At 71.9% G+C, this 3,891-nt stretch carries 4 protein-coding genes and 1 pseudogene; 3 read left to right on the top strand and 2 right to left on the bottom strand.

Annotated elements, in window-relative coordinates:
* Positions 1-126: 126 nt before the first annotated feature.
* A complete protein-coding gene (locus AN218_RS30685; RefSeq protein WP_070020307.1) occupies positions 127-1,158 on the bottom strand; it encodes an AAA family ATPase in 1,032 nt (343 codons plus the stop codon).
* An 87-nt stretch (positions 1,159-1,245) separates the two neighbouring features.
* On the bottom strand, positions 1,246-1,821 hold the full coding sequence (locus AN218_RS30680) for a beta-class carbonic anhydrase (protein WP_070020306.1): 576 nt from the start codon (positions 1,819-1,821) through the stop codon (positions 1,246-1,248).
* Between the two features lie 539 nt (positions 1,822-2,360).
* Between AN218_RS30680 and rsmH the strand changes: the two genes are divergently transcribed.
* The 3 genes and pseudogenes from rsmH to AN218_RS37655 all read left to right on the top strand — a co-directional run.
* Positions 2,361-3,293 carry a 16S rRNA (cytosine(1402)-N(4))-methyltransferase RsmH gene (rsmH, locus tag AN218_RS30675; protein ID WP_070020308.1) on the top strand — a complete coding sequence of 311 codons (933 nt, stop codon included), beginning with the start codon at positions 2,361-2,363 and terminating at the stop codon, positions 3,291-3,293.
* Positions 3,290-3,667: a cell division protein FtsL gene (ftsL, locus tag AN218_RS30670; RefSeq protein ID WP_070020305.1), complete on the top strand. Its 378-nt coding sequence runs from the start codon at positions 3,290-3,292 to the stop codon at positions 3,665-3,667. The genes rsmH and ftsL overlap by 4 nt, the downstream gene beginning before the upstream one ends.
* Positions 3,664-3,891: pseudogene (locus AN218_RS37655) on the top strand (hypothetical protein); the annotation flags it as partial. The gene ftsL and the pseudogene AN218_RS37655, both read left to right, overlap by 4 nt.

Here is a 3,891-nt window from a genome sequence, read left to right as displayed (position 1 = left end):
TGCCGCCGGTGCCCCCGGTGCCGCCGCCCGGGACGTTGCCCGCGCCGTGCGTCGCCTCGCCCCGGCCACCGGCCCCGCGTACGGGCTGTGCCGGGGGCCCCGCTCCCGGTGCGGGACGTCCGGGCATCAGTAACCCCGCGACTGCTGCTGCCCGTAATCCTCCGGGTGCGGCGGCACGCTCACCCGGCCCGGCGCTCCCGCCGGCACCGGCACCCGCTGAAGGATCTCCGTGACCACCTGCTCGGCCGTCCGCCGGCTCAACTGCGCCTGGGACGTGGGCAGCAGGCGGTGCGCCAGCACCGGCACGGCCAGGGACTGTACGTCGTCCGGGAGCACGTAGTCACGCCCGGCCAGCGCCGCCCCCGCCCGTGCGGCGCGCAGCAGATGCAGCGTCGCGCGGGGCGAGGCGCCGAGGCGCAGTTCGGGGTGCGTACGCGTCGCGGCGACCAGCTCGACCGCGTAGCGCCGCACGGTGTCGGCGACGTGCACGCTCCGCACGGCGTCGATCAGCTTGCTGATCTCGTGTGCGTGCGCGACCGGTTCGAGGTCGTCGAGCGGCGACGCACCGCCGTGCACGTCGATCATCTCCAGCTCCGCGGCCGGGCTGGGATAGCCGATGGAGACCCGCGCCATGAAGCGGTCCCGCTGCGCCTCGGGCAGCGGGTAGGTGCCCTCCATCTCGACCGGGTTCTGCGTCGCGACGACCATGAACGGCGAGGGCAGTTCGTAGGTCTGACCGTCGATCGTCACATGGCGCTCCTCCATCGACTCCAGCAGCGCCGACTGGGTCTTGGGGGAGGCGCGGTTGATCTCGTCGCCGATGACGATCTGCGCGAAGACCGCGCCCGGCTTGAACTCGAAGTCCTGCCGCTGCTGGTCGTAGATGCTCACCCCGGTGATGTCGGACGGCAGCAGGTCCGGGGTGAACTGGATGCGCCGTACCGAGCAGTCGACGGATCTGGCGAGGGCCTTGGCGAGCATGGTCTTGCCCACGCCCGGCACGTCCTCGATCAGGAGATGTCCCTCGGCGAGCAGGACCGTCAGCGACAGCCGTACGACCTCGGGCTTCCCCTCGATCACCGACTCCATCGAGCGGCGCACACGATCCGCCGTACTGCTCAGATCGCTCAGGTCTGCTCGCTCGTCAAAGGTCGTCACCCGGCCCTCCTCGGCCCGTCCCCGTCTTGTGCTGCCCGGCTCATCTGCTGCCTGCACACGCATTCTTCACGCCCACGTGTCCTCGCGTCACGGTTCCGGGGCGATCTCCGGGTCGATCTCGCGAAGCTGCCCCGTCCTCACGTCGAAGACGAAACCACGCACATCGCCTGTGTGCAGGAGGAAGGGCGAAGTACGCACACGTTCCATGGACTGGCGCACGTCCTGGTCCAGATCGCGGAACGCCTCCACGGCCCAGGACGGCCGCTGGCCCACTTCCCGTTCCAGGTCGTGCCGGAAGTCCTCGGTCAGATCGAGCATTCCGCAGCCGGTGTGGTGGATGAGCACCACGGAACGGGTGCCGAGGGCGCGCTGGCTGATCGTCAGCGAGCGGATGATGTCGTCGGTGACGACGCCGCCCGCGTTCCTGATCGTGTGACAGTCGCCGAGGCTCAGGCCCAGCGCCTCGTGCAGGTCGATACGGGCGTCCATGCAGGCGACCACGGCGACGCCGAGAACGGGCCGGGCGTCCATGCCCGGATCCGTGAACCCGGATGCATACCGCTCGTTGGCTTCGACGAGCCGGTCGGTGACGGTTCCGGGACGTTGCTGGTCGGCGGCGGTGTGCTGGGAGAGCGGCTGAGAGTTCCGCTGAGACGTCGGCATGTGACGACCGTAGACCGCGAGCCTGGTCGCGGCGCCCCTCGGGGGAGGACCAATCGGGCTTTCCGGTGGTTCTGTGAGCCGCTCCACAACGGCCGCCGACCCCCTTCCGCCGCGCCTCGGATCTGGTTGACCGAAGGGACGAGTGGACTAAAGTGGCGCGAAGTGGGAGGCGAGACGCCTCCAGGGGCGCGGTTTTCCCGACTGCTTTCCCGACTGCGCAGCGCGTACGTGCGGCTCGGCCTCCTCCCGCTCATGACCGTACGGTTCCCCCTTCCCCGGTTCCGTGCGGTCGCTTCCCCTTCGAGCGGGCGGGGACCAAGCAGCACGTGGGCAGGAAAGGGCGCATGACGACCGAAGAGCAGCCCACCCGTCAAGAGCCCGCCGGCGGCGGCCCGTTCGGCGGATCGTCCGGGGAGCCTTCCGGCGCACCGTCCGGCGGACGGCCCGGCGAAGGGCCCGGAGACAGGCCCGGCGAAGGGCCCCGTGGAGAGTCCGGCGCAGAGTCCGAACCGGCGCCCGGTGAGCGGCACCGCCCCGTGATGCTGCGGCGCTGCCTCGATCTGCTCGCCCCGTCGCTCGCGGAGCCCGGCGCCACCGTCGTCGACTGCACCCTCGGCCTCGGCGGTCACAGCGAGGCTCTGCTCGCCACCTTCCCCGCGGCCCGGCTGATCGCGCTCGACCGCGACCGCGAGGCGCTGCGGCTGGCGGGGGAGCGGCTGGCTCCGTATGCCGAGCGGGCCACGCTCGTCCACGCCGTCTACGACGAACTGCCGGACGTGCTGGAGCGGCTGGGCGTTCCGCGTGTGCAGGGCGTCCTCTTCGACCTCGGCGTCTCCTCGATGCAGTTGGACGAGGCGGAACGCGGCTTCGCCTACGCGCAGGACGCACCGCTCGACATGCGCATGGACCAGACGCGGGGCCTCAGCGCCGCCGACGTCCTCAACACCTATCCGCCCGGCGAACTGGTGCGCCTGCTGCGCTCGTACGGCGAGGAGAAGCAGGCCAAGCGCATCGTCGAGGCGGTCGTACGGGAGCGGCAGAAGGAGCCCTTCAGCCGCAGCGCGCGCCTGGTGGAGCTGATCCGGGACGCGCTGCCGCAGGCGGCCAAGCGCACCGGCGGCAACCCGGCCAAGCGCACCTTCCAGGCCCTGCGGATCGAGGTCAACGGCGAACTCGCCGTGCTGGAGCGGGCGGTGCCCGCGGCCGTGGACGCGCTGGCGGTCGGAGGGCGCATCGCCGTGCTGTCGTACCACTCGCTCGAGGACCGCCTCGTCAAGCGCGTGCTGACGGCGGGCGCCAACAGCACGGCGCCGCCCGGACTTCCGGTCGTGCCCGAGCAGTACCAGCCGCGGCTGAAGCTGCTCACGCGCGGGGCCGAACTCCCCACCGAGGAGGAGGTCGCGGAGAACCGCCGTGCCGCACCGGCGCGGCTGCGCGGCGCGGAGCGCATCAGGGAGGCGCACAGCTCATGAGTGCACAGCAGCGGCTGTACCGGCTCGCCCGTCTCGTACCGTCCGGCAGCTCGACGGCGGCCCGGACGCCCTTCGTGCTGCTGGTCGTGCTGATACTGGGCGCGGGTCTGCTCGGTCTGCTGCTGCTCAACGCCGCCGTCAACCAGGGCTCCTTCCAGCTCAGCAAGCTGGAGAAGCAGACGGACGAGCTGACGGACGAACAGCAGTCGCTCCAGCAGGAGGTCGACTCCTACTCCGCCCCCGCGGCGCTGGAGAAGCGCGCCCGCGGCCTGGGTCTCGTACCCGGCGGCACACCCGCCTTCCTGGCGCCCGACGGCACCGTCAAGGGAAAGCCGGAGCCGGCCAGCGGCGATCCCGAGCAGGAGGAGCGGTGAGCGAACGTCCCCGTGACCCGCGCCGCGGCGAAGGCGGCGCACAGGGCGGCCGCAAGGGCGGCAACGGGCAGGCTGCGCCGGGCAGTTCGAAGCGCCCGGCGTCCCGGGAGCGCGGAAGCGGCCCCGCGCAGCAGGCACGGTCAGGGGGCGCCAGGCAAGGCGCCGCCAGGCAACGGGACGCCAAGCAGGGAGGCGCCAAGCAGGGAGGCGCCGCGAACACGGCG

This window comes from Streptomyces nanshensis (genome assembly GCF_001751255.1).
GTDB lineage: Bacteria > Actinomycetota > Actinomycetes > Streptomycetales > Streptomycetaceae > Streptomyces > Streptomyces nanshensis_A.
The sequence above is the reverse complement of the archived record's forward strand: the minus strand, read 5'-3'. Positions and strand labels throughout refer to the sequence as shown.

Bases quoted from the DNA above. Each gene is read 5' to 3' on its own strand.
- AN218_RS30680 (WP_070020306.1), bottom strand. From the start codon at position 1,821: ATGCCGACGTCTCAGCGGAACTCTCAGCCGCTCTCCCAGCACACCGCC.
- rsmH (WP_070020308.1), top strand. From the start codon at position 2,361: ATGCTGCGGCGCTGCCTCGATCTGCTCGCCCCGTCGCTCGCGGAGCCC.
- ftsL (WP_070020305.1), top strand. From the start codon at position 3,290: ATGAGTGCACAGCAGCGGCTGTACCGGCTCGCCCGTCTCGTACCGTCC.